Source organism: Enterobacter sp. MEB024 (genome assembly GCF_030209635.1).
GTDB lineage: Bacteria > Pseudomonadota > Gammaproteobacteria > Enterobacterales > Enterobacteriaceae > Enterobacter > Enterobacter ludwigii.
In genome coordinates, this window is sequence record NZ_JARVRQ010000004.1 from 26,414 (window position 1) to 50,754 (window position 24,341).

At 55.7% G+C, this 24,341-nt stretch carries 24 protein-coding genes; 15 read left to right on the top strand and 9 right to left on the bottom strand.

Features of this window, described 5'->3' with window-relative positions:
• Positions 1 to 158: 158 nt before the first annotated feature.
• The 7 genes from priA (at position 159) to rraA (ending at position 8,127) form a co-directional block, all read left to right on the top strand.
• The gene (priA, locus tag QRN24_RS09200; RefSeq protein ID WP_047742291.1) at positions 159 to 2,354 is read left to right on the top strand and encodes a primosomal protein N'; all 2,196 of its coding nucleotides are present in this window, start codon (positions 159 to 161) and stop codon (positions 2,352 to 2,354) included.
• 119 nt (positions 2,355 to 2,473) lie between these two features.
• A complete protein-coding gene (gene cytR / locus QRN24_RS09205; RefSeq protein ID WP_020883949.1) occupies positions 2,474 to 3,499 on the top strand; it encodes a DNA-binding transcriptional regulator CytR in 1,026 nt (341 codons plus the stop codon).
• 93 nt (positions 3,500 to 3,592) lie between these two features.
• Positions 3,593 to 4,594: a cell division protein FtsN gene (ftsN, locus tag QRN24_RS09210; RefSeq protein ID WP_014172193.1), complete on the top strand. Its 1,002-nt coding sequence runs from the start codon at positions 3,593 to 3,595 to the stop codon at positions 4,592 to 4,594.
• Between the two features lie 94 nt (positions 4,595 to 4,688).
• Complete coding sequence (gene hslV, locus QRN24_RS09215; protein ID WP_014172194.1) at positions 4,689 to 5,219, top strand: ATP-dependent protease subunit HslV; 531 nt, start codon at positions 4,689 to 4,691, stop codon at positions 5,217 to 5,219.
• Between the two features lie 9 nt (positions 5,220 to 5,228).
• A complete protein-coding gene (gene hslU, locus QRN24_RS09220; RefSeq protein ID WP_014172195.1) occupies positions 5,229 to 6,560 on the top strand; it encodes an ATP-dependent protease ATPase subunit HslU in 1,332 nt (443 codons plus the stop codon).
• 68 nt (positions 6,561 to 6,628) lie between these two features.
• On the top strand, positions 6,629 to 7,549 hold the full coding sequence (gene menA, locus QRN24_RS09225) for a 1,4-dihydroxy-2-naphthoate polyprenyltransferase (RefSeq protein WP_163304489.1): 921 nt from the start codon (positions 6,629 to 6,631) through the stop codon (positions 7,547 to 7,549).
• Positions 7,550 to 7,641: 92 nt separating this feature from the next.
• A complete protein-coding gene (gene rraA, locus QRN24_RS09230; RefSeq protein ID WP_014172197.1) occupies positions 7,642 to 8,127 on the top strand; it encodes a ribonuclease E activity regulator RraA in 486 nt (161 codons plus the stop codon).
• 60 nt (positions 8,128 to 8,187) lie between these two features.
• Here rraA and zapB read toward each other — a convergent pair whose 3' ends face one another.
• On the bottom strand, positions 8,188 to 8,427 hold the full coding sequence (gene zapB / locus QRN24_RS09235) for a septal ring assembly protein ZapB (protein ID WP_008501806.1): 240 nt from the start codon (positions 8,425 to 8,427) through the stop codon (positions 8,188 to 8,190).
• A 398-nt stretch (positions 8,428 to 8,825) separates the two neighbouring features.
• Between zapB and QRN24_RS09240 the strand changes: the two genes are divergently transcribed.
• The 4 genes from QRN24_RS09240 (at position 8,826) to fpr (ending at position 13,163) form a co-directional block, all read left to right on the top strand.
• The gene (locus QRN24_RS09240; protein WP_014885705.1) at positions 8,826 to 9,671 is read left to right on the top strand and encodes an MIP/aquaporin family protein; all 846 of its coding nucleotides are present in this window, start codon (positions 8,826 to 8,828) and stop codon (positions 9,669 to 9,671) included.
• 21 nt (positions 9,672 to 9,692) lie between these two features.
• Positions 9,693 to 11,201: a glycerol kinase GlpK gene (glpK, locus tag QRN24_RS09245; protein WP_014172201.1), complete on the top strand. Its 1,509-nt coding sequence runs from the start codon at positions 9,693 to 9,695 to the stop codon at positions 11,199 to 11,201.
• A 108-nt stretch (positions 11,202 to 11,309) separates the two neighbouring features.
• Positions 11,310 to 12,320 carry a class II fructose-bisphosphatase gene (gene glpX, locus QRN24_RS09250; protein WP_025202757.1) on the top strand — a complete coding sequence of 337 codons (1,011 nt, stop codon included), beginning with the start codon at positions 11,310 to 11,312 and terminating at the stop codon, positions 12,318 to 12,320.
• A 96-nt stretch (positions 12,321 to 12,416) separates the two neighbouring features.
• Positions 12,417 to 13,163 carry a ferredoxin--NADP(+) reductase gene (fpr, locus tag QRN24_RS09255; protein ID WP_284942644.1) on the top strand — a complete coding sequence of 249 codons (747 nt, stop codon included), beginning with the start codon at positions 12,417 to 12,419 and terminating at the stop codon, positions 13,161 to 13,163.
• Here fpr and QRN24_RS09260 read toward each other — a convergent pair whose 3' ends face one another.
• Entirely contained in the window at positions 13,164 to 13,583 is a 420-nt protein-coding gene (locus QRN24_RS09260) for a DUF805 domain-containing protein (RefSeq protein WP_025202755.1), read from the bottom strand.
• A 112-nt stretch (positions 13,584 to 13,695) separates the two neighbouring features.
• On the opposite strand from QRN24_RS09260, the gene QRN24_RS09265 reads away from it, so the two are divergent.
• Positions 13,696 to 14,292, top strand: coding sequence for a DUF1454 family protein (locus QRN24_RS09265; RefSeq protein ID WP_020883954.1), 597 nt, complete (start codon positions 13,696 to 13,698; stop codon positions 14,290 to 14,292).
• Between the two features lie 111 nt (positions 14,293 to 14,403).
• Positions 14,404 to 15,171, top strand: coding sequence for a triose-phosphate isomerase (gene tpiA, locus QRN24_RS09270; RefSeq protein WP_014172206.1), 768 nt, complete (start codon positions 14,404 to 14,406; stop codon positions 15,169 to 15,171).
• A 33-nt stretch (positions 15,172 to 15,204) separates the two neighbouring features.
• Here tpiA and QRN24_RS09275 read toward each other — a convergent pair whose 3' ends face one another.
• The 6 genes from QRN24_RS09275 to cpxP all read right to left on the bottom strand — a co-directional run bounded on the left by QRN24_RS09275 (position 15,205) and on the right by cpxP (position 21,324).
• Complete coding sequence (locus QRN24_RS09275; protein WP_284942645.1) at positions 15,205 to 16,509, bottom strand: SLC13 family permease; 1,305 nt, start codon at positions 16,507 to 16,509, stop codon at positions 15,205 to 15,207.
• 73 nt (positions 16,510 to 16,582) lie between these two features.
• On the bottom strand, positions 16,583 to 17,326 hold the full coding sequence (locus QRN24_RS09280) for a CDP-diacylglycerol diphosphatase (protein WP_025202751.1): 744 nt from the start codon (positions 17,324 to 17,326) through the stop codon (positions 16,583 to 16,585).
• 109 nt (positions 17,327 to 17,435) lie between these two features.
• Positions 17,436 to 18,425 (bottom strand): sulfate ABC transporter substrate-binding protein, encoded by a 990-nt coding sequence (locus tag QRN24_RS09285; RefSeq protein ID WP_032679243.1) that lies wholly within the window; start codon positions 18,423 to 18,425, stop codon positions 17,436 to 17,438.
• A 209-nt stretch (positions 18,426 to 18,634) separates the two neighbouring features.
• Positions 18,635 to 19,597 (bottom strand): 6-phosphofructokinase, encoded by a 963-nt coding sequence (pfkA, locus tag QRN24_RS09290; RefSeq protein ID WP_014172210.1) that lies wholly within the window; start codon positions 19,595 to 19,597, stop codon positions 18,635 to 18,637.
• Between the two features lie 173 nt (positions 19,598 to 19,770).
• On the bottom strand, positions 19,771 to 20,664 hold the full coding sequence (fieF, locus tag QRN24_RS09295; RefSeq protein ID WP_020883958.1) for a CDF family cation-efflux transporter FieF: 894 nt from the start codon (positions 20,662 to 20,664) through the stop codon (positions 19,771 to 19,773).
• A gap of 153 nt (positions 20,665 to 20,817) precedes the next feature.
• Entirely contained in the window at positions 20,818 to 21,324 is a 507-nt protein-coding gene (cpxP, locus tag QRN24_RS09300) for a cell-envelope stress modulator CpxP (RefSeq protein WP_020883960.1), read from the bottom strand.
• A gap of 150 nt (positions 21,325 to 21,474) precedes the next feature.
• Here cpxP and cpxR point away from each other — a divergent pair, with 150 nt between their 5' ends.
• A complete protein-coding gene (gene cpxR / locus QRN24_RS09305) occupies positions 21,475 to 22,173 on the top strand; it encodes an envelope stress response regulator transcription factor CpxR (RefSeq protein WP_014172213.1) in 699 nt (232 codons plus the stop codon).
• Positions 22,170 to 23,543 carry an envelope stress sensor histidine kinase CpxA gene (gene cpxA, locus QRN24_RS09310; RefSeq protein ID WP_010436910.1) on the top strand — a complete coding sequence of 458 codons (1,374 nt, stop codon included), beginning with the start codon at positions 22,170 to 22,172 and terminating at the stop codon, positions 23,541 to 23,543. The genes cpxR and cpxA overlap by 4 nt, the downstream gene beginning before the upstream one ends.
• Positions 23,544 to 23,597: 54 nt before the next feature.
• On the opposite strand, the gene yiiM is transcribed toward cpxA, so the two are convergent.
• The gene (yiiM, locus tag QRN24_RS09315; RefSeq protein WP_025202749.1) at positions 23,598 to 24,272 is read right to left on the bottom strand and encodes a 6-hydroxyaminopurine reductase; all 675 of its coding nucleotides are present in this window, start codon (positions 24,270 to 24,272) and stop codon (positions 23,598 to 23,600) included.
• Between the last annotated feature and the right edge of the window lie 69 nt (positions 24,273 to 24,341).

Genomic DNA, 24,341 nt, shown 5'->3' on the forward strand with positions numbered 1-24,341 from the left:
CGCCAGACACCACGCGATGTTGAATGTAAGTTCTTTGGCGTAAAGTACACCAAAGGCGGCGAATCATACAGAATTTGACCAACGTATGCAAACTGATCCGCACGCCGCTTTCACTAATGTGTATACTAACGCGCCACTTTTCAAGTCAGGAAGATTCGATGCCCGTCGCTCACGTTGCCCTGCCCGTTCCGCTTCCCCGCACCTTTGACTATCTGCTGCCTGACAGCATGAGCGCCAAAGCGGGCTGTCGCGTGACCGTGCCATTTGGCAAACAACAGCGTATTGGGATTGTGGTGTCGGTAAGCGATAAGAGCGAATTGCCGCTCAATGAGCTGAAAGCCGTCGCAGAGGTACTGGACAGCGAGCCCGTTTTCTCCACCAGCACCTGGCGGCTCCTGCTGTGGGCGGCAGATTACTACCATCACCCCATCGGCGATGTCCTGTTCCACGCCCTGCCTATTATGCTTCGTCAGGGTAAAAGTGCCAGCCACGCTCCCCTGTGGTACTGGTTTGCCACTGAAGAGGGTCAGGCGGTCGATATCAATAGCCTGAAACGCTCGCAGAAACAGCAGCAGGCGCTGGCGGCCCTGCGTCAGGGGAAAATCTGGCGGCATCAGGTTGATGAGCTTGAGGTGAGCGAAACGGCGCTACAGGCCCTGCGCAAAAAAGGGCTGAGCGAACTGGCAAGCGAGGCGCCTGCCCTTTATGACTGGCGGGACAGTTTCTCCGTTTCAGGGGATCGTCTGCGACTCAACACCGAGCAGGCCACCGCCGTAGGGGCCATTCACAGCGCCTCCGATCATTTCTCCGCCTGGCTACTGGCAGGGGTCACCGGCTCCGGCAAAACAGAAGTGTATCTCAGCGTACTGGAAAACGTGCTTGCGCAGGGTAAACAGGCGCTGGTGATGGTTCCGGAAATCGGCCTTACGCCACAAACCATCGCCCGTTTTCGCGAGCGGTTTAATGCGCCGGTTGAAGTGTTACATTCGGGCCTGAACGACAGCGAGCGCCTCAGCGCCTGGCTGAAAGCCAAAAACGGCGAAGCGGCGATTGTGATTGGCACCCGTTCCTCGCTGTTTACGCCGTTTAAAAACCTCGGCGTTATCGTCATCGATGAAGAGCATGACAGCTCCTATAAGCAACAGGAAGGCTGGCGCTATCACGCCCGCGATCTGGCCGTTTATCGCGCCCACAGCGAGCAAATCCCGATTATTCTTGGCTCCGCGACGCCCGCCCTCGAAACGCTGCATAACGTTCGCCAGCGTAAATACCACATGCTGCGCCTGACGCGGCGCGCAGGGAACGCGCGCCCTGCTATTCAGCATGTGTTGGATCTAAAAGGCCAGCAGGTGCAGGCGGGGTTAGCGCCTGCGCTTATCACCCGGATGCGCCAGCATTTGCAGGCCGGTAATCAGGTCATTTTGTTCCTTAACCGCCGCGGGTTTGCCCCGGCGCTGCTGTGTCACGACTGCGGCTGGATTGCCGAATGCCCGCGCTGCGACCACTACTACACGTTCCATCAGGCCCAGCGCCATTTGCGCTGCCACCACTGCGACAGCCAGCGGCCGGTACCACGCCAGTGTCCGTCATGTGGCTCAACGCATATCGTGCCGGTCGGCCTGGGGACGGAGCAACTGGAAGAGGCCCTTAAGCCTTTCTTCCCTGACGTTCCTCTTTCCCGCATCGACCGTGACACTACCAGCCGCAAAGGGGCGCTGGAACAGCAGCTGGCGGAAGTGCATCGCGGTGGCGCACGCATTCTGATTGGCACGCAGATGCTGGCCAAAGGGCACCACTTCCCGGACGTAACGCTGGTCGCCCTGCTGGACGTAGACGGCGCGCTGTTTTCGGCCGATTTTCGCTCAGCAGAACGTTTTGCCCAGCTTTATACCCAGGTTGCCGGACGTGCCGGTCGCGCAGGCAAACAGGGTGAGGTGGTTTTACAGACCCACCATCCTGAACATCCGTTACTGCAAACCCTGCTGCATAAAGGCTATGACGCGTTTGCGGAGCAGGCGCTGGCAGAACGCCAGACGATGCAGCTTCCGCCGTGGACCAGCCACGTCATCATTCGCGCAGAAGATCACAACAACCAGCAGGCACCGCTTTTCCTGCAGCAGCTGAGAAACCTCCTGCAGGCCAGTCCGCTGGTGGATAACCCGCTGTGGATACTGGGGCCGGTGCCGGCGCTGGCACCAAAGCGTGGTGGACGTTTCCGCTGGCAGATTTTGCTCCAGCACCCTTCGCGCATCCGCCTGCAACATATCGTCAGCGGCGCGCTGGTGCTGATCAATACCCTACCGGAAGCGCGCAAAGTGAAGTGGGTGCTGGACGTTGATCCTATCGAAGGCTGAAGACGGATCGAAAAATTTAACGCTCCTCACACTTTTTATGAAAATTCTGTAACCGATTCCATTAACTATCTGTAAAAATGGTGGCGTCAGAAGTTCGGTGTTCAGGCGAGGAGAAGACGTTGAAGTCCAGGAAAGAGGTTGCCACGGCGACCATGAAAGACGTTGCCCAGAAAGCACAAGTCTCTACGGCAACCGTGTCCCGCGCATTAATGAACCCGGATAAAGTCTCCCAGGCGACCCGTAACCGGGTAGAGCAGGCTGCGCTGGAAGTGGGCTATTTCCCGCAGGCGATGGGACGAAACGTTAAACGCAATGAGTCGCGCACCATCCTGGTGATTGTGCCGGACATCTGCGATCCCTTCTTCAGCGAGATTATTCGCGGTATCGAAGTGACGGCGGCAGAGCAAGGTTATCTGGTGCTAATTGGCGACTGTGCTCACCAGAACCAGCAGGAAAAAACCTTTATCGACCTCATTATCACCAAGCAGATCGACGGCATGTTGCTGCTTGGGTCTCGCCTGCCCTTTGATGCCAGCATTGAAGAGCAGCGCAATTTACCGCCGATGGTGATGGCCAACGAGTTTGCACCCGAGCTGGAGCTGCCGACGGTACATATTGATAACCTGACCGCCGCGTTCAACGCCGTCAACTATCTTCAGGAGCTGGGGCACAAGCGTATTGGCTGCATTGCCGGGCCGGAAGAGATGCCATTGTGCCACTACCGCCTGCAGGGCTACGTTCAGGCGCTGCGCCGTACCGGCGTCACCGTCGATCCGCACTACATTGCTCGCGGGGATTTCACCTTTGAAGCCGGTGGACAGGCGCTGGAGAAGCTGCTGGATCTGCCCGAGCCGCCGACCGCGGTGTTCTGTCACAGCGATGTGATGGCACTGGGGGCATTATCGTATGCGAAGCGCCGCGGCCTGCGCATACCGAAAGATTTGTCGATCATCGGATTCGATAATATTTCGCTGTCAGAATTTTGCGATCCTCCACTCTCGACCGTGGCGCAGCCGCGCTATGATATTGGGCGTGAAGCGATGCTTCTTCTGCTGGATCAGCTGCATGGTCAAACAGTTAACAGCGGCTCGCGGTTGCTGGACTGTGAATTGATTGTGCGCGGTTCTACCCAGGCATTGACTTAAAGTAAATGTCTTTCAGACACCCTTATCTGGTCAAAGCCCCGCCGCTTAAGTAACATGGCGGGCTGACGAACGAATAAATACAGCGAAACGATAGTGGCACAACGAGATTATGTACGTCGCGGCCAGCCGGCACCTTCGCGACGCAAAAAGAGTAGCTCAAGGAAAAAGCAACGTAACCTGCCTGCTGTCTCGCCAGCGATGGTCGCTATTGCTGCGGCTGTAGTCGTGGCCTTTATTGGTGGTCTGTACTTTATCACGCACCATAAAAAAGAAGAGTCCGAGGCGCTTCAGGCCAGCAAGGTTGCCGGAAACGGCCTTCCGCCGAAGCCAGAGGAGCGCTGGCGCTATATTAAAGAGCTGGAAAGCCGTCAGCCTGGCGTACGTGCGCCGACCGAACCTTCAGCAGGTGGTGAAGTGCAAAATGCCAGCCAGTTGACGGATGAACAGCGTCAGTTGCTGGCTCAAATGCAGGCCGATATGCGCCAGCAGCCTACGCAGCTGAACGAAGTGCCGTGGAACGAGCAGACGCCGGAACAGCGTCAGCAAACGCTGCAGCGTCGTCAGGCGCAGCAGCAGCTCCAACAGCAACAGCAGCAACAACAGCAGTGGGCGCAAACCCAGCCAGTGCAGCAGCCTAAAACGCAGCCGCGGGTGACGGAACAGCCGTATCAGCAGCAAACGCGAACGGCGCAGTCCCAGCCAGTGCAGCAACCGCCGAAGGCCCAGCCGCAGAAACAGGCGGCTCAGCCGTATCAGGATCTGCTGCAGACGCCGGCGCATACCACTGCGCAGCAGCCGAAAACGCAGCAGGCCGCACCGGTAACCAAAGAGACCGATGCGCCGAAACAGACTGCTGAGAAAAAAGACGAACGCCGCTGGATGGTGCAATGTGGTTCATTCAAAGGTGCTGAGCAGGCGGAAACGGTGCGCGCACAGCTGGCTTTCGAAGGGTTTGATTCACGCATTACCACCAATAACGGCTGGAATCGCGTGGTGATTGGCCCGGTCAAAGGCAAAGAAAATGCCGACGGAACCATTTCCCGTTTGAAAGTGGCGGGACACACAAACTGCATTCGACTCGCTACCGGGGGTTGAAACCCCCAAATTCCCCCCCATCTATCATTCTATTCAGCCCTGAGCACAGGCTCAGGGCTTCTGTTTCCCGATTCTGTAACCAGGGGGTCTGCTCGTGACAACAATAGTAAGTGTACGCCGTAACGGCCACGTGGTAATCGCCGGTGATGGCCAGGCCACGCTGGGTAATACCGTAATGAAAGGCAACGTGAAGAAAGTTCGTCGTTTATACAACGACAAAGTGATCGCCGGTTTTGCAGGCGGCACGGCTGACGCCTTCACGCTGTTCGAACTGTTTGAACGCAAACTGGAAATGCACCAGGGTCACCTGGTGAAAGCCGCCGTTGAGCTGGCGAAAGACTGGCGTACCGATCGCATGCTGCGCAAACTTGAAGCGCTGCTGGCGGTGGCCGATGAAACCGCTTCGCTTATCATCACCGGTAACGGTGACGTCATTCAGCCTGAAAACGATCTGATTGCTATTGGCTCTGGTGGCCCGTACGCCCAGGCTGCAGCCCGTGCGCTGTTGGAAAATACCGACATGAACGCGCGCGATATCGCGGTGAAGGCGTTGGATATTGCAGGTGATATCTGCATCTATACCAACCACAACCACACCATCGAAGAATTACCGTCTAAAGCGTAAGGATCTCCCATGTCTGAAATGACCCCACGCGAAATTGTCAGCGAACTGGACAAACATATTATCGGCCAGGACAACGCCAAGCGTTCCGTGGCTATTGCCCTGCGTAACCGCTGGCGCCGCATGCAGCTCGAAGAAGAGCTGCGCCATGAAGTGACGCCAAAAAACATTCTGATGATCGGCCCGACCGGTGTCGGTAAAACCGAAATCGCCCGTCGTCTGGCGAAACTGGCTAACGCCCCGTTCATCAAAGTCGAAGCCACCAAGTTCACCGAAGTGGGCTATGTGGGTAAAGAAGTGGACTCCATCATTCGCGATCTGACCGACTCGGCGATCAAAATGGTGCGCGTCCAGGCGATTGAGAAAAACCGCTACCGCGCCGAAGAGATGGCGGAAGAGCGCATTCTTGACGTCCTGATCCCACCGGCGAAAAACAACTGGGGCCAGGCTGAACAGCAGGCTGAGCCGTCAGCGGCGCGTCAGGCGTTCCGCAAAAAACTGCGTGAAGGCGAGCTGGACGACAAAGAGATTGAGATCGATCTTGCTGCTGCCCCTATGGGTGTGGAAATCATGGCACCGCCCGGCATGGAAGAGATGACCAGCCAGCTGCAGTCCATGTTCCAGAACCTGGGCGGCCAGAAGCAGAAAGCGCGTAAGCTGAAAATCAAAGACGCCATGAAGCTGCTGATCGAAGAAGAAGCGGCGAAACTGGTGAACCCGGAAGAGCTGAAGCAGGATGCTATCGACGCGGTTGAGCAGCACGGTATCGTGTTTATCGACGAAATCGACAAAATCTGTAAGCGTGGCGAATCCTCAGGCCCGGATGTCTCCCGTGAAGGCGTTCAGCGCGACCTGCTGCCGCTGGTTGAAGGCTGCACCGTCTCCACCAAACACGGTATGGTCAAAACGGACCACATCCTGTTTATCGCCTCTGGCGCATTCCAGGTGGCGAAACCGTCTGACCTGATCCCGGAACTGCAGGGTCGTCTGCCGATTCGCGTGGAGCTGCAGGCGCTGACCACTGAAGATTTCGAACGCATCCTGACCGAGCCAAATGCCTCTGTGACCGTACAGTACAAAGCGCTGATGGCAACCGAAGGTGTGAACATCGAGTTCACTGAAGACGGTATCAAACGCATCGCCCAGGCCGCCTGGCAGGTCAACGAAACCACCGAGAACATCGGTGCCCGTCGTCTGCACACCGTGCTGGAGCGCCTGATGGAAGATATCTCTTATGATGCGAGCGACCTGAACGGTCAAAGCATTACCATTGACGCAGAATATGTGGGTAAACACCTGGATGCGTTAGTGGCAGATGAAGATCTGAGCCGTTTTATCCTATAATCGCGGTTACTGCATTCTCATCACGTTTAATGGGGGCTAATGCCCCCATTTTTATTGGCTAAATTACTATGACTGACATCAGCCGTACTCAGGCGTGGCTCGAAAGTCTGCGCCCTAAAACTCTTCCTCTGGCCTTTGCCGCCATTATCGTCGGTACGGCGCTTGCCTGGTGGCAAGGCTATTTCGACCCGCTGGTTGCCGGGCTGGCACTGATTACCGCCGGTCTGCTGCAAATTCTCTCCAATCTCGCCAACGACTATGGCGATGCGGTTAAAGGCAGCGACAAACCCGACCGTATCGGGCCACTGCGCGGTATGCAGAAAGGGGTCATTACCCAGGCGCAGATGAAGCGCGCGCTGATCATCACCGTGGCGCTGATTTGTCTTTCCGGCCTGGCGCTGGTAACGGTCGCGTCTAAAACCCCCAGCGATTTCATTGGGTTCCTGGTACTGGGTCTGCTCGCCATTATTGCCGCCATTACCTATACCGTCGGTACCCGGCCTTACGGGTATATTGGGCTGGGTGATATCTCCGTGCTGGTGTTCTTCGGCTGGCTGAGCGTGATGGGGAGCGGGTACTTACAGGCACATACCCTGATCCCGGCCCTGTTCCTGCCGGCAACCGCCTGCGGCATGCTGGCGACGGCGGTGCTTAACATCAACAACCTGCGCGATATCGACAGCGACCGTGAGAACGGCAAAAACACGCTGGCCGTGCGTCTGGGGCCCGTTAATGCACGCCGTTATCATACGTGTCTGCTGCTGGGCGCTCTGCTGTGCCTGGCGCTGTTTAACGTTATCTCGCTGCACAGCATATGGGGCTGGCTGTTTGTACTCGCCGCACCGCTGCTGATTAAGCAGGCGCGATTCGTCATGCGTGAACTCAGCCCTGCGGCCATGCCGCCAATGCTGGAGCGTACGGTAAAAGGGGCGCTGCTGACTAACCTGTTGTTCGTCATCGGGATTGTCTTAAGTCAGACGCTGGGTTAACTGACAAATATCAATTAACAATTGATGATTTTGCCAACAACGCATTTAGCACGATATACTGAACACATTCGCAGCAACTGAGCGTTAAACCTATGAAATACGATACCTCCGAGCTTTGTGACATCTACCAGGAAGATGTCAACGTCGTTGAACCGCTGTTCTCCAACTTTGGTGGGCGGTCGTCGTTTGGCGGACAAATCGTCACGGTGAAATGTTTCGAGGATAACGGGTTGCTCTATGATCTGCTCGAACAGAACGGCCGTGGCCGCGTTCTGCTGGTTGATGGCGGGGGCTCCGTACGTCGTGCCCTCATTGATGCTGAGCTCGCCCGTCTTGCCGTACAGAACGAGTGGGAAGGCATTGTGGTGTATGGCTCAGTGCGCCAGGTGGACGATCTCGAAGACCTGGACATTGGCATTCAGGCTATCGCGGCCATTCCGGTGGGTGCTGCAGGTGAAGGTATCGGCGAAAGCGACGTGCGCGTCAATTTCGGCGGCGTGACCTTCTTCTCCGGTGACCATCTCTATGCCGATAACACCGGGATTATCCTTTCCGAAGATCCGCTGGATATCGAGTAATAAAAAAAGCCGGGTGGCGGCGACGCCTTACCCGGCCTGTTCTGCATTTCCCGAAAGAAATTACACTTCTTCCATACGCCCCAGCAGCGCCTGCAGACGATCCTGCCAGCCATTCTGCTGTTCACGCAGCTGGTTGTTTTCGCGCTCCAGTTCTTCACGGCTGTGCTGGGCGTTCTGAACTTCCTGCGCCAGGCTGTTGTTCTTCTCTTTCAGCTCTTCAATTTCCATCTGCAGCAGCGTGATGGTGTCAATCGCCTGCTGTACTTTCGATTCCAGTTTCTCAAACACTTCTAAAGACATGATCCTACCTCTCCTGAATTGCAAGGCGACGCTTTAACGTAAACGCGCACAACAGATATGCCGATTGTATGAAGCCCCGTCGCCCCTGTCCAGCGGCAGACCGCGCAGATCGTGGTTTGCAACACTTTTCGGCCTCGTCCTGGTGCGTTCGCGGCATATACCCCTAAATTGTTAACTGATTCGTTAATGAAATGATTCAGCTCACATTTTGCTATTGGTGTAAAAATGCGCTTTATGGCGCGAAAACGCTCATTTTATTGACGCAGACCACACATTTTGATTTCGATATTTCTCGTTTTTGCTCGTTAACGATAAATTAACACTATGTCTACAGGGCATCGTGGCTGTCACGGGCGGTCATGCTAACAATAAACATCAATTTCTTCAGGATTCCGATTATGAGTCAGACATCAACCTTAAAAGGCCAGTGCATTGCCGAGTTCCTTGGTACCGGGTTGTTGATATTCTTCGGAGTGGGCTGTGTTGCTGCACTGAAAGTGGCGGGTGCCAGTTTCGGTCAGTGGGAAATCAGTATTATCTGGGGTCTGGGCGTGGCGATGGCCATCTACCTGACCGCAGGGGTTTCCGGCGCACATCTTAACCCGGCGGTGACCATCGCGCTGTGGCTGTTCGCGTGCTTCGACGGACGCAAAGTTGTTCCCTTCATCCTTTCTCAGTTTGCCGGCGCGTTTTGCGCAGCGGCGTTAGTTTACGGGCTTTATTACAATCTTTTCATCGACTTCGAACAGACTCATCATATGGTGCGTGGCAGTGTCGAAAGTCTGGATCTGGCAGGCATTTTCTCAACCTATCCCAACCCGCATATCAATTTTGTGCAGGCGTTCGCAGTTGAAATGGTGATTACCGCTATTCTGATGGGCGTTATCCTGGCGCTGACCGACGACGGAAACGGCATTCCGCGCGGCCCGCTGGCACCGCTGCTGATTGGCCTGCTGATTGCGGTGATCGGTGCATCCATGGGCCCGCTGACCGGGTTTGCGATGAACCCGGCGCGTGATATCGGACCTAAAGCTTTTGCCTTTATCGCAGGATGGGGCGACGTGGCCTTCACCGGCGGTAAAGATATCCCTTACTTCCTGGTACCGCTGTTTGCACCGGTTGTCGGGGCTGCGCTGGGTGCATTTAGCTACCGCAAATTAATTGGTCGCCATTTACCGTGCGACACCTGTGTGGAAGAGGAGAAGGAAACGACTTCTACCGCACAACAAAAAGCTTCGCTGTAATCTGACTACGGGACACATACCATGACCGAAAAAAAATATATCGTTGCGCTCGACCAGGGCACTACCAGCTCCCGCGCTGTCGTAATGGATCATGACGCGAATATCGTCAGCGTGTCACAGCGCGAATTTGAGCAAATCTATCCTCGTCCAGGCTGGGTCGAACACGACCCTATGGAGATCTGGGCTTCACAAAGTTCCACGCTGGTAGAAGTGCTGGCGAAAGCCGATATCAGTTCCGACGAGATTGCCGCTATCGGTATTACCAACCAGCGTGAAACCACTATCGTCTGGGAGCGCGAAACCGGTAAGCCCATTTACAATGCCATCGTCTGGCAGTGCCGCCGTACGTCAGAAATCTGCGAACAGCTGAAGCGCGACGGTATGGAAGACTATGTGCGTAGCGCAACCGGTCTGGTCGTTGACCCGTATTTCTCCGGTACCAAAGTGAAATGGATCCTCGACCACGTTGAGGGTTCACGTGAACGTGCAAAACGCGGTGAGCTGCTGTTCGGTACCGTCGACACCTGGCTTATCTGGAAGATGACCCAGGGGCGTGTCCACGTCACTGATTACACCAACGCCTCGCGCACCATGCTGTTCAACATCAATACCCTGGAGTGGGATGACAAGATGCTGGACGCGCTGGATATCCCGCGCGCGATGTTGCCAGAAGTCCGCAAATCTTCTGAAGTTTACGGTCAGACCAATATCGGCGGCAAAGGCGGCACGCGTATTCCAATCGCCGGTATTGCCGGTGACCAGCAGGCGGCGCTGTTTGGCCAGCTGTGCGTTAAGGAAGGGATGGCGAAAAACACCTACGGTACCGGCTGCTTTATGCTGATGAACACCGGTGAGAAAGCGGTGAAATCAGAAAACGGCTTGCTGACCACCATCGCCTGCGGCCCACGCGGTGAAGTGAACTATGCGCTGGAGGGTGCGGTGTTCATGGCAGGTGCGTCTATTCAGTGGCTGCGTGACGAGATGAAACTCATCAGCGATGCGTTTGACTCCGAGTATTTCGCAACCAAAGTGAAGGACACCAACGGCGTGTATGTGGTTCCGGCCTTTACCGGTCTGGGCGCCCCCTACTGGGACCCGTATGCACGCGGCGCGATTTTCGGCCTGACCCGTGGGGTAAACTCGAACCACATTATCCGCGCTACGCTGGAATCCATCGCTTATCAGACGCGCGACGTACTGGAAGCGATGCAGGCTGACTCCGGCATTCGTCTGCACGCCCTGCGCGTGGACGGCGGCGCCGTTGCCAACAACTTCCTGATGCAGTTCCAGTCCGACATTCTGGGCACCCGCGTAGAGCGCCCGGAAGTACGTGAAGTCACCGCGCTGGGTGCGGCGTACCTTGCAGGTCTGGCTGTCGGCTTCTGGCAGAATCTGGATGAACTGCAGGAAAAAGCGGTTATCGAACGCGAATTCCGCCCTGGCATCGAAACCACTGAGCGTAACTATCGCTATAGCGGCTGGAAGAAAGCGGTGAAACGCGCCCTGGCGTGGGAAGAGCACGAGCAGTAATTTCTCCCCTCACCCGTCCCCTCTCCCCGCGGGGAGAGGGGACCAACCGCACCCACTCCCACTCTGTGATAAACTTCGTGCAATTCCTTTTGATTGCACGAGTACCTCATGAAACGTGAACTGGCTATCGAGTTTTCCCGCGTCACCGAAGCTGCCGCACTGGCGGGCTATAAATGGCTTGGCCGTGGCGACAAAAATACCGCAGACGGTGCGGCTGTCCATGCCATGCGCATTGTGCTTAACCAGGTCAATATCGATGGCACCATCGTCATTGGCGAAGGCGAGATCGACGAAGCGCCAATGCTCTATATCGGTGAGAAAGTGGGCACCGGCAAAGGTGATGCCGTGGATATCGCGGTTGACCCGATTGAGGGTACCCGCATGACGGCAATGGGCCAGGCCAACGCGCTGGCCGTGCTGGCGGTAGGGGACAAAGGCTGTTTCCTCAACGCGCCGGATATGTACATGGAAAAGCTGATTGTCGGCCCCGGTGCCAAAGGGGCTATCGACCTGAGCCTGCCGCTGGAAGAGAATCTGCGTAACGTTGCCAGGGCGCTGGAAAAACCGCTTAGCGCGCTCACCGTGACCATTCTGGCGAAACCGCGCCACGATGCCACCATTGCCCAGTTGCAACAGCTCGGCGTTCGCGTCTTTGCCATCCCGGATGGCGACGTAGCAGCGTCTATCCTGACCTGCATGCCAGACAGCGAAGTGGATGTCCTTTACGGCATCGGCGGCGCGCCGGAAGGTGTGGTCTCCGCCGCGGTGATCCGCGCTCTGGATGGCGACATGCAGGCCCGTCTGTTGCCCCGTCACGAAGTCAAAGGCGACAGCGAAGAGAATCGCCGTATTGGCGAAGAAGAGCTGAAACGCTGCGAAGCGATGGGTATTGAAGCCAACAAGGTGCTTGCGCTGGATGACATGGCGCGCAGCGACAACGTTGTCTTCTCCGCAACCGGCATCACCAAAGGTGACCTGCTGGATGGCATCACCCGTAAGGGCAATATGGCCACCACCGAAACCCTGCTGATCCGCGGTAAATCGCGCACCATTCGCCGCATTCAGTCTGTTCACTATCTGGATCGTAAAGACCCTGACGTGCAGGCGCACATTCTGTAAAACCGTTTGATCGATAGAGCTTTCCGGCCCAAATGGGCTGGAAATCTTCACCACAAGTCCGGAAGATAGAACAGAGAAAAAGCACAGGAGAAGATCATGGCGGACTGGGTAACAGGTAAAGTCACAAAGATACAGTTCTGGACCGATGCGCTATTTAGTCTCACCCTGCATGCTCCCGTCCATCCGTTTACGGCCGGGCAATTTGCGAAGCTGGGGCTGGATGTTGACGGCGAGCGCGTGCAGCGCGCCTATTCCTACGTTAATGCCCCCGATAACCCGGATCTCGAGTTCTATCTGGTCACCGTCCCGGACGGCAAACTCAGCCCACGCCTTGCCGCGCTTAAGCCCGGTGACGATGTGCAAATTGTCAGTGAAGCGGCCGGTTTCTTCGTACTGGACGAAATCCCGGACTGCGACACCCTCTGGATGCTGGCAACCGGCACGGCCATTGGCCCCTATCTCTCTATTTTGCAGTACGGCAAAGACCTTGAGCGCTTTAAAAACATCGTGCTGGTTCACGCCGCGCGCTATGCCGCAGACTTGAGCTATCTTCCGCAGATGCAGGCGCTGGAAAAGCAGTACGGCGGGAAACTGAAAATTCAGACCGTGGTCAGCCGCGAAACCGCAGCAGGTTCACTGACGGGCCGCGTACCGGCATTGATTGAGAGTGGTGCACTGGAAGACGCAATTGGCCTGCCGATGAGCGCGGAAACCAGCCACGTCATGCTGTGTGGCAACCCGCAGATGGTTCGCGACACGGAGCAGCTTCTGAAGGATACCCGGCAGATGACGAAACATCTTCGCCGCCGGCCGGGCCATATGACTGCCGAACACTACTGGTGATCAGCGGTATTTCACCTCAAGGGTGTCTTTGCCGTATTTGTTTTCGCTCTGGGTGCCGATAAACGCGCCCAGATCGACCACCATCATGACAAAAATAATGGTTGGTAGCAGTCTGCCCACCACCCAGGGAAGGATGGACGGAAGTATCGACCAGTTCCCCGCCACCAGCATCCACGCCAGAATAATCAGAAAAGCCCACGCGCCGGAACGGCCGCGATCGTGCAGACGTTTCACCACCACGGCCGCGGTTGGCCACAGTAAACAGACCAGCGCAAACGCCGCCGTTTGTGTGCTGAGCCATGCGTTGAAGGCAACGAAAAACAGAAGCAGCATGGCAACGATCCACGTCGCCATCCAGATCCAGAAGTCACGGCGTCCAATACGCCCTTTGAATGAAAACAACCACTGCTGTATGGTCATGTAAGGTTCCTTATTATCATATAGCGCGCATTTTACCCTGGAGTTGTGACCTTTTGACAAGCCGACCAGATATCGATTTAATCATGAACACTTACGGCCAGGGGCAATGTTGATGAAAAGTTCGGCACGTTCTCTTTTCCTGTGTTTAGCGATGCTCATCGCGGGTGTCCCCCTGCACGCCGCCGAAACCACTGCCCCGACGACAGCTCCCTATCTGCTGGCAGGTGCGCCCTCGTTCGATCAGTCAATCAGCCAGTTTCGTGAAACCTTCAATAAAACCAACCCCACGCTACCACTGGATGAATTCCGCGCCATTGACAGCTCCCGGGATACGCCAACCCTGACCCGGGCTGCGAGCAAGATTAACGAGAATTTATATGCCTCCACTGCGCTGGAGCGCGGCACGCTAAAAATCAAAAGCATGCAGATAACCTGGCTGCCGATTCAGGGGCCAGAGCAGAAAGCCGCTAAGGCAAAAGCGCTCGAGTACATGAGCGCGATACTGCAGGCTTTTACGCCCGCGCTGACCAAAAAGCAAAGCCAGCAAAAGCTGCAAAAACTTCTCACCGCCGGTAAAAACAAGCGTTACTACGCCGATACCGAAGGGGCCATACGCTATGTGGTGGCAGATAACGGTGAAAAAGGACTGACCTTCGCTGTTGAACCGATTAAGCTGGCACTATCAGACACACTCGGCGGGGCGAATTAATGACAAAAAGCAAAGCCTTTCGAGGGAAAATCTCTATACTGATTCACAGACCATGCTGCCCGACAGGGCGGCCATATTCCTTAATTCGCTAATTTAGCGTGGAGAATTGAAATGCGACATCCTTTAGTGATGGGTAACTGGAAACTGAACGGCAGCCGCCACATGGTAAACGAACTGGTTGCGAACCTGCGTAAAGAGCTGGCGGGCGTGACGGGCTGCGCGGTTGCTATCGCTCCGCCGGATATGTACCTGGATCTGGCTAAACATGCCGCTGACGGCAGCCACATCATTCTGGGCGCACAGAACGTTGACGTTAACCTGTCAGGCGCATTCACCGGTGAAACCTCTGCTGAAATGCTGAAAGATATCGGCGCGAAATACATCATCATCGGCCACTCTGAGCGTCGCACTTACCACAAAGAATCCGACGAATTTATCGCGAAGAAATTCGCGGTGCTGAAAGAGCAGGGTCTGATCCCGGTTCTGTGCATCGGTGAAACCGAAGCCGAAAACGAAGCAGGCAAAACGGAAGAAGTGTGTGCTCGTCAGATCGACGCCGTGCTGAAAACACAGGGTGCTGCCGCATTCGAAGGCGCGGTTATCGCGTACGAACCAGTCTGGGCGATCGGTACCGGCAAATCAGCGACCCCTGCGCAGGCACAGGCGGTTCACAAATTTATCCGTGACCACATTGCTAAAGCGGATGCGAAAGTGGCTGAGCAGGTAATTATTCAGTACGGCGGTTCCGTTAACGCATCCAACGCTGCTGAGCTGTTCACCCAGCCAGACATCGATGGCGCGCTGGTTGGCGGTGCATCCCTGAAAGCTGACGCTTTCGCGGTGATCGTTAAAGCAGCAGAAGCGGCTAAACAGGCGTAAAAACCGACTTCCCTCCCCCGCCGGGGAGGGAAATTACACTTTCCCCAGCACGCTAAACCACAGATAATCCAGCGGCAGCAGCACCAGATACGTTGCAATCGCCAGCGCCAGACAGAGCAACATCCCCGCCTTTGCAGGCACTTTCCCTAAACCCATTGCCACCACAATCGGCGACGCCTGATACGGCAGCAGCGGCGTGGAATACCCCAGTACCTGAATCATGATCACCGACAACAGCGGGAAACCGGTGGCGTCCGAAAAACTCTGTGCCAGCGTGGTGTACAACGCCGGTACACCGTTCGCGGTCATAATGAAGTTGAGCGCCGTGGTAATACCGGTAAGCGCCAGGAAGCTGGTGAACGGTCTGTTGGCATCAAGCGGCATAATCCGCAATAACGCCTCCCCCACCGCGGAACCGATACCCGTTTGGGTCACCACAATCGCCAGCCCGAGAATCCCCGCCACGTAAATGCAGGTGCGCATGTTCACTCCCGCAGAAAACTCTTCACCGGTGATAAACCCGACGCGTGGCAGCATGACGATGACCGACGCCGCAAGGCCCGTCCACGCCGGTCCAATGCCGTGCCAGCTCTCTGTCACCCACATCCCCAGCACCACCGCCAGCAGCCAGGCGAGACGTTTTTCATCCCGCCCCATCGGTTCAGACGGCGTAAGATCGGTGGCCGGTTTCGGGCTGCCGGGGAACAACCAGCAGATCAGGCCGATCAGAATGCCCCCTTTCAGGATCCCGAGGACGGGTGTATGCAGCAGCAGATACGGGACATAGTTCAGATGAATCCCGTACGAACCCTCCGCGGCGCCGCTCATCACCAGATTCGGCACGTTGGCAGGCAGGATGGTCGCCGAGAGCTGGAAGGTTCCGAACCCGACGGCCAGCGCCAGGCCATACCACGCGCGGGAACCGTCGGGGATGGCGGCCCTTTTGGCCATGGCGGCGACAATCGGCATCAGCAGCGCGATACGGCCCATATTCGACGGCATCACAAACGCCAGCGCGTAGCTTAGCCCCACCACGCTTGCCACCATCATTACCCACGAATCCGTGAGTTTTGCCGACAGCGCCCGTGCGGCCCTGTCCGCCAGACCGGTTTTACGGATTGCCACCCCCAGCACGAAGCCGCTAAACACTAACCAGAATGCAGACGAGGCAAAACCACCAAAAATCACCTCCGCCGGGGCGATTCTGGCGGTCATCGCCGCCGTGAAAAACAGCAGTGCGGTGATAAATTCCGGCAATAGCGACGTCGCCCACAGCACGATGGTGACGCCGACTATCAATGAGGGCACAAACAGAGGATGCGTTAACCAGAGCGACATTCCTGTCTCCTGTCGTTTTTTTCAGCAAGTCTACGGCGACAGGCAGGACGAGTAAACGCTATTTATGGTGATGTCACTTCAGGATATCGCATTGATGATCCTGCAATTCCTCAGCCGACGCGCGATTCAGGGTCAGCAAGTTACGTTCGGTCGCCAGTAAGACAAACGATCCATCCGACTGCTGCGCCATGGCCAGCGCGAAGCGCCCCATATGGTCACGCGCTTCCGGCAGCTCTTCAGCCAGCATCATAAACGGACTGCGCTGTACCAGCTCATTTTCCGTCACGCGACGGGCGAGGTACTCATGCCCTTCCAGCCCGCCCGGGAACGGTAACCACTGGGTACTGATTTGCCCCTGCGCGGCATTAAGCTTCTCGCGCACGTCCGGGCGCAGGCAGGAGATATGGATATGAAAATGGTTCTGCGTACGGCCTGTCGGGGAGTTAATGGTGAGCGAAATTGCGCTGTCCGGCACCTCGGCCCCGCGCTTCATGCTCATAAAGTTGCGTGACTGCCAGGCCAGCCAGAAGAAGTTGGGCGTATTCGGCTCGGTCAACAGCGGGCTTTCGGTTCCTTTGATACGGTAAGTCGGCATCAGGAGATACTGCAGCGGCCCGTTGCGGTCTTTAAACACCACATAACCCGCATCAGGCTTTACCTGCGCGCACGGGGCCGGGTTACGGTGCTGGAGTTGATTCGGCAGACACTGGTCGAGAACGATATGACGCAACGCATTCGGATTACCCGCCTTCATCCAGTACCAGCCACCCGCGGCAAGAATGATGACAACCAGAATCAGTAATAGTATTTTTTTCACAATGCGTTCCCTGTTTTCGATAGTGGCGAAAGAGTAACGCAAAATGATGACCAAATAAAAAACCCGGCGGATTTCTCGCGCCGGGTCACCGGGTCTGTCCTGCTAACGTTTAGCGCTTGCTGATCTGGTCGAAAGTTCCGCCGTTAGAGAAGTGCTCTTTCTGCGCTTTCGCCCAGCCGCCGAACTCTTCATCAATGGTGAAAAGCTTCAGTTTCGGGAAGACGCTTTCATATTTCTTCGCCACTGCCGGATCGCGTGGACGATAGTAGTTTTTCGCCGCAATTTCCTGGCCTTCTGGCGAGTAGAGATACTTCAGGTACGCTTCCGCCACCGTTTTGGTCTCTTTCTTCTCAACCACTTTATCAACCACAGAAACGGTAGGTTCGGCGAGGATAGATTCGCCAGGCGTAACGATCTCGAACTTGTCTTTACCCAGTTCGTGGGTGGCGAGGAGGGCTTCGTTTTCCCATGCGATCAGCACGTCGCCAATCCCACGCTCAACGAAGGTGTTCGTGGCACCGCGTGCGCCCGAGTCCAGCACCTCAACGTTTTTATACAGCGCTTTCACGAACGCCTGGGCTTTTGCCTGGTCACCGTTGTTGTGATGCAGCGCGTAGCCCCAGGCCGCCAGGTAGTTCCAGCGTGCGCCACCCGAGCTTTTCGGGTTCGGGGTGATAATGGAAACGCCCGGCTTAACCAGATCGTTCCAGTCATGAATTTGTTTTGGGTTGCCCTTACGCACCAGGAAAACAATGGTCGAGGTGTAAGGCGCTGAGTTGTCTGGCAGGCGTTTGATCCAGTTTTTATCGATACGCCCACGCTCGGCGATGGCGTCGACGTCATAGGCCAGCGCCAGGGTAACCACGTCGGCTTCAATCCCGTTGATGACTGAGGTCGCCTGCTTACCGGAGCCACCATGCGACTGACGCACCACCACGTTGTCGCCGGTTTCCTGTTTCCAGTGTGCCGCGAAGGCTTTGTTGTACTGCTCGTACAGCTCACGCGTCGGGTCGTATGACACGTTCAGTAACTGGATGTCCTTAGCCAGAACGCTGGTCGATGCCAGCAATAATGTTAACCCCACGCCCCATTTATTCATCGCCCGGATCTCTTGTGTAATGTTTTGATGCTTGCAGCGTGCCAGAAAGCTAACCAATGATTAAAGAATAAAAAAAGATTGGCTATAACGTAGAGGAATAAAAAACGGGCAGGCATAAAAAAACCGGGCGGCGATATCGCCTTACCCGGTCTTTATGAGTGTGGACTGCAGACCCGGTTAACTCAGCGCGACCGGGGGAAAGTCACCGCTCAGTACAGTTTTTTTGCGCAGTCCAGCCAGTCACCCTTGAACGGACGCTTCATGTTTTCAATGGCGTCGATGATGTCATGGTGAACCAGTTTTTCGTTCTGAATACCGACGCAACGACCGCCATGACCCTGCAGCAGCAGTTCAATGGCGTATGCACCCATACGTGATGCCAGGATGCGGTCGTATGGACCCGGGGAACCCCCACGCTGGATGTGGCCCAGAACGGTAGCGCGCGTTTCACGTTTGGTTTCGGTTTCGATGTACTTCGCCAGCTCGTCAACGTCACAGATATGCTCGGTGATGGCTACGATGGCGTGTTTCTTGCCTTTTGCGATACCCGCTTTGATTTCAGCCACCAGATCTTCACGGCTGAATTCCACTTCCGGAACCACCACGAACTCACAACCGCCGGCGATGGCCGCAGCCAGCGTCAGGTCACCACAGTAACGGCCCATCACTTCCACGATGGAGATACGCTGGTGGGAAGAAGAGGTGTCGCGCAGGCGGTCAATCGCTTCAACAACGGTGCCCAGTGCGGTGAAATAACCGATGGTGTAGTCAGTGCCTTTGATGTCGTTGTCGATCGTACCCGGCAGCCCGATGCACGGGAAGCCCATTTCAGTCAGACGTTTTGCACCCATGTACGAGCCGTCACCACCAATAACAACCAGTGCGTCGAGGCCACGTTTTTTCATGTTCTCAATAGCCACTTCACGGACGTGTTCATCACGGAATTCCGGGAAGCGCGCAGAACCGAGGAAGGTACCGCCACGGTTGATCATGTCGGACACGCTGTAACGGTCGAGCTGAACCATGCGATCTTCATACAGGCCCAGATAACCATCATAGATACCAAAAACTTCCAGGCCTTCCGTCAGCGCTGAACGGACAACCCCACGAATTGCCGCGTTCATGCCCGGCGCATCACCGCCGCTTGTCAACACACCGATTTTCTTAATCATGACTACCTCTGAACTTAGGAATGCAAAATTGAAATCTGTTGCCGGAAGAATTTATCGACCAACGAATACTGCAAATAGTATATCAATCACTTCCAGCTGAATTGATTCAGGTCAGACCAAATGGCGGTAATTTATACACAAAATGCTGGCCTGGCTCACTTTTTTACAACCAATTACGAAAGCTCAACATGTCCGGGTACAACCGAGCAGGGATCCTGGTGAATAATGACGTCTGAACCAGGAAAACGCTGCAAAATCGCCTGCTCGACCTGCTCAGCAATAACGTGAGCCTGAACCAGTGGCAGGTTGTCTTCCATTTCAATATGAATCTGAATAAAGCGGGTCGGCCCTGACTGCCGCGTTCGAAGATCGTGTGCACCTCTGACACCAGGCCAGGAGGTCACGATAGAAAAAATTTCATTACGTTCTGAGTCCGGGAGGGCGCGGTCCAGAAGCGATTGCACCGCTTCATACCCCATCCGTAAGGCGCTATATAAAATATAGATGCCAATCCCTAACGCAAACAACGCATCGGCCCGATGCCAGCCATACCAGGCCAGACCGAGCGCAATAAGAATAGCGCCATTCATCATAACATCAGATTGATAATGAAGCATATCCGCCCGTACAGCCTGGCTTTGCGTTTTGCGAACAACCCAGCGCTGGAACGTTACCAGAACAAGTGTGCATATAAGTGCCACAATCGTCACGACCACGCCCACGCCGGGATCGTTCATCGGTGACGGCGAGACGAGATGCTGAATACCGGTTAAAAACAGAAACAGCGCGGAGCCGGAAATAAACATGCTTTGCGCCAGCGCGGCCAGCGACTCGGCTTTCCCGTGCCCAAACGTATGTTCTTCATCCGCCGGTTGCAGCGAGTAACGCACAACCAGCAGGTTCGTCAGCGAGGCGGCAATATCCATCAACGAGTCCACCAGCGCCGCGAGAATACTGACTGAGCCGGTATACCACCACGCAAAAATTTTAATCACTAACAGGCTTGAAGCCACGATGGTCGCTGCAATCGCTGCCCGACTTACCAGTCTTCCATAGGATTGATTCATAAACGCTCCTGTCATGTCATGCCGCTAGTATAACGGAAGCATGGGGAGTCAAAGGATGAATAAACGGTTAACAAAGCAGAATGAAGGGCAAAAAAAACCCCCACATCATGTGGGGGAAGACAGGGATGGTGTCTATGGCAAGGAAAACAGGGTTTACTGGTTACTACGGGTACTGCTATTGCTACTGAAAAACGTTGTTTCTGAGCTTCGCTGCATCCGTGCAACCTCACGCAACTGGTCCATTCGCTGCTGATGTCTTGTGTTCAAAACCGCTTGCTGCTCGGGCGTTAGCAGGTGGAACATCTGGTTGCGGACCTTCGCCATCTCTACCTGGCGGGCAACCTGCTCCTGTGCCATTTTTTCGGCCTGAGCGCGTACAGCGCTTTCGTCAAATTTTTCTGCGGTGACAAGGCGGTGCATTGTCTCCATTTCGCTAACATTAACAGGGGGCTGGTCGTGTCGTGCCCTCTGCATCAGATCTCGCATCTGTTGACGCTGATGTTCGGTTAAACTTATGCCATCAAACATATGGCTTTGGCTGCTGTGCTGCGTTGCCCCCTCCGTTGAGGGCCCGTTATCGCCGGGGATAGCTACAGCGGCCTGGCTTAATGTACTGAACGCCAGCGTTGAGGCCATGACGGCAGCGGTAACTTTGCGCATCACTTGCTCCCAAAATCTTTCGTGTCGCGATTCAACGAGAGACAGTCTACGATTCAGGCTGCAAACATGCGTCAGGGGGTGTAAAACAACGTAAAGTCATGGATTAGATAGCCTTGATGTCGTAATTTCTGCCTCGGAGGTATTTAAACAATGAATAAAATCCTGTTAGTTGATGATGACCGAGAGCTCACATCCCTTTTAAAGGAGTTGCTCGACATGGAAGGTTTCAACGTTCTGGTTGCCCATGATGGCGAGCAGGCGCTGAGTCTCCTTGACGACAGCATCGATTTACTTTTGCTCGACGTTATGATGCCGAAGAAAAACGGCATTGATACGTTGAAAGAGCTTCGCCAGACACACCAGACGCCCGTAATTATGCTGACCGCTCGCGGCAGCGAACTTGACCGTGTACTTGGCCTTGAGCTGGGCGCGGATGACTATTTACCAAAGCCGTTTAACGACCGTGAACTGGTTGCCCGTATTCGCGCTATCCTGCGTCGCTCTCACTGGAGCGAACAGCAGCAGAACAGCGACAACAGTTCACCGACGCTGGAAGTCGACTCCCTGAGCCTGAATCCGGGCCGTCAGGAAGCGAGTTTTGACGGTGAAACGCTGGAACTGACTGGCACCGAGTTCACCCTGCTGTATCTGCTGGCCCAGCACCTCGGCCAGGTGGTATCGCGTGAACATTTGAGCCAGGAAGTGCTTGGCAAACGCCTCACCCCGTTTGATCGCGCCATCGATATGCATATCTCGAACCTGCGCCGCAAGCTGCCGGAACGCAAGGACGGGCACCCGTGGTTTAAAACCCTGCGTGGTCGCGGTTATCTGATGGTTTCCGCTTCATGATAGGAAGCTTAACAGCCCGCATCTTCGCCATTTTCTGGCTGACGCTGGCACTGGTTTTAATGCTCGTTTTGATGTTGCCAAAACTCGACTCACGCCAGATGACGGAGCTTCTCGACAGCGAGCAACGTCAGGGCGTGATGATCGAGCAGCACGTGGAAGCCGAGCTGGCAAACGACCCGCCGAACGATTTAATGTGGTGGCGCAGGCTGTTTCGCGCTATCGACAAATGGGCACCGCCAGGCCAGCGCCTGTTGCTGGTGACCAGCGAAGGGCGCGTGATTGGCGCCGATCGCAATGAAATGCAGATCATCCGTAACTTCATTGGTCAGGCGGATAACGCCGACCATCCTCAGAAGAAAAAATACGGTCGGGTTGAGATGGTAGGCCCCTTCTCCGTCAGAGATGGCGAGGATAATTACCAGCTTTACCTGATCCGCCCGGCGAGCAACTCCCAGTCCGATTTCATCAACCTGCTGTTTGACCGTCCGCTTCTGCTGCTGATTGTCACCATGCTGGTCAGCTCACCGCTGCTGCTGTGGCTGGCGTGGAGTCTGGCGAAACCGGCGCGTAAGCTGAAAAACGCGGCGGACGAAGTGGCGCAGGGTAACCTGCGACAACACCCTGAACTGGAAGCCGGTCCACAGGAGTTCCTTGCCGCGGGGACCAGTTTTAACCAGATGGTGAGCGCCCTCGACCGCATGATGACGGCACAGCAACGCCTGCTGTCGGATATCTCGCACGAGCTGCGCACGCCGCTCACGCGCTTACAGCTCGGCACCGCGCTGCTGCGTCGCCGCAGCGGTGAGAGCAAAGAGCTGGAACGTATTGAAACGGAAGCGCATCGTCTGGACAGCATGATTAACGACCTGCTGGTCATGTCGCGCAATCAGCAGAAAAATGCGCTGGTGAGCGAAACGGTGAAAGCCAACCACCTGTGGCATGAAGTGCTGGATAACGCGGCGTTCGAAGCGGAGCAGATGGGGAAATCCTTTACCGTCAACTTCCCGCCGGGGCCATGGCCGCTGTACGGTAACCCCAACACGCTGGAAAGCGCGCTGGAGAACATCGTGCGTAACGCCCTGCGCTATTCGCACACGAAGATTGAAGTAGCCTTCTCGGTGGATAAAGACGGGATCACCATCATCGTTGATGACGATGGTCCTGGGGTAAGCCCGGAAGACCGCGAACAGATTTTCCGTCCGTTCTACCGTACCGACGAGGCGCGTGACCGTGAATCTGGCGGCACGGGGTTGGGTCTGGCGATTGTGGAAACCGCCATGCAGCAGCATCGCGGCTGGGTGAAGGCCGACGACAGCCCGCTGGGTGGGTTGCGGTTAACGCTGTGGCTGCCGTTGTATAAACGTTCGTAGCCGTTTAGCCGGGCGGCGGTATCGCTGACCCGGCTTGCCTCTCCTGCGGGGAAACTATTTCCCCCACAATCTCCGCGAATTATCTTCGATCTTGCTACTTAAACGGCGTTTCTGCATCGTTCGGGTCCAGCTCGTGGACAGCCCCGCAGCGGACAAAAGCCGATGGTACTGGTCGTCATCAAACGGCATATGCCAGGCAATCGCGCAGGCGTCATATACCGAGACATCACTCAGGCGCGATGCCAGCACCAGCGGCGCATCTGCCGATACCTGACCTGCCAGCACCACCCGATATAACCAGCCCGTTTTACCCGCGCTCTGCAGCCGGGCAGACATGTCACTGATGCCGAAATGATAGTTTAGTTTGAAGCACGGCGAGCGCGGCTGCGTCACCTGAATCAGGGCATCGCCCCAGCGGTAGATATCGCCGATAAAGACGTTTTTCTCGGTCAGCCCTTCCGTTGAGAGATTCTCACCAAACGCTGGCGCGACAAACATATCCGCCTGTTCGGGAAACTCGGTTATCCAGTGCTGATAATGTTCCCGCGGATAGTGGCACAGCGCGCGGTCAGGCCCGCCATGGATTTTCTTTTCGGCCTGCTCATCGCCCACCAGCCCGAGGTCGGTTAACGTCAACTCGCCGTCGACCTGAACTTTGGCGATGGCGCTCGGGCGGCTACCGTCGTACTCCCTTACCTTGCCTGTAAAGACATTCACCGGAAAATGCATCGCTGCTCCTTTCTGCAGATACAAAAAAAGCGAGTCATCAGACTCGCTTCTCACAGGCGTCAATGCAAC